The sequence below is a fragment of the Enterobacter sp. CFEC122 genome, assembly GCF_052983755.1.
Genome location: NZ_JBRIQR010000133.1, coordinates 1 through 759 on the forward strand (window position 1 = coordinate 1; position 759 = coordinate 759).

1 protein-coding gene is annotated in these 759 nt (G+C 52.8%); it reads right to left on the minus strand.

Features of this window, described 5'->3' with window-relative positions:
* Positions 1-52 precede the first annotated feature (52 nt).
* The gene (locus tag ACVCAM_RS26470; protein ID WP_001067855.1) at positions 53-757 is read right to left on the minus strand and encodes an IS6-like element IS26 family transposase; all 705 of its coding nucleotides are present in this window, start codon (positions 755-757) and stop codon (positions 53-55) included.
* Between the last annotated feature and the right edge of the window lie 2 nt (positions 758-759).

Sequence of the window (759 nt, forward strand, 5' to 3'; positions counted from 1 at the left end):
GGCACTGTTGCAAAGTTAGCGATGAGGCAGCCTTTTGTCTTATTCAAAGGCCTTACATTTCAAAAACTCTGCTTACCAGGCGCATTTCGCCCAGGGGATCACCATAATAAAATGCTGAGGCCTGGCCTTTGCGTAGTGCACGCATCACCTCAATACCTTTGATGGTGGCGTAAGCCGTCTTCATGGATTTAAATCCCAGCGTGGCGCCGATTATCCGTTTCAGTTTGCCATGATCGCATTCAATCACGTTGTTCCGGTACTTAATCTGTCGGTGTTCAACGTCAGACGGGCACCGGCCTTCGCGTTTGAGCAGAGCAAGCGCGCGACCATAGGCGGGCGCTTTATCCGTGTTGATGAATCGCGGGATCTGCCACTTCTTCACGTTGTTGAGGATTTTACCCAGAAACCGGTATGCAGCTTTGCTGTTACGACGGGAGGAGAGATAAAAATCGACAGTGCGGCCCCGGCTGTCGACGGCCCGGTACAGATACGCCCAGCGGCCATTGACCTTCACGTAGGTTTCATCCATGTGCCACGGGCAAAGATCGGAAGGGTTACGCCAGTACCAGCGCAGCCGTTTTTCCATTTCAGGCGCATAACGCTGAACCCAGCGGTAAATCGTGGAGTGATCGACATTCACTCCGCGTTCAGCCAGCATCTCCTGCAGCTCACGGTAACTGATGCCGTATTTGCAGTACCAGCGTACGGCCCACAGAATGATGTCACGCTGAAAATGCCGGCCTTTGAATGGGTTCATGT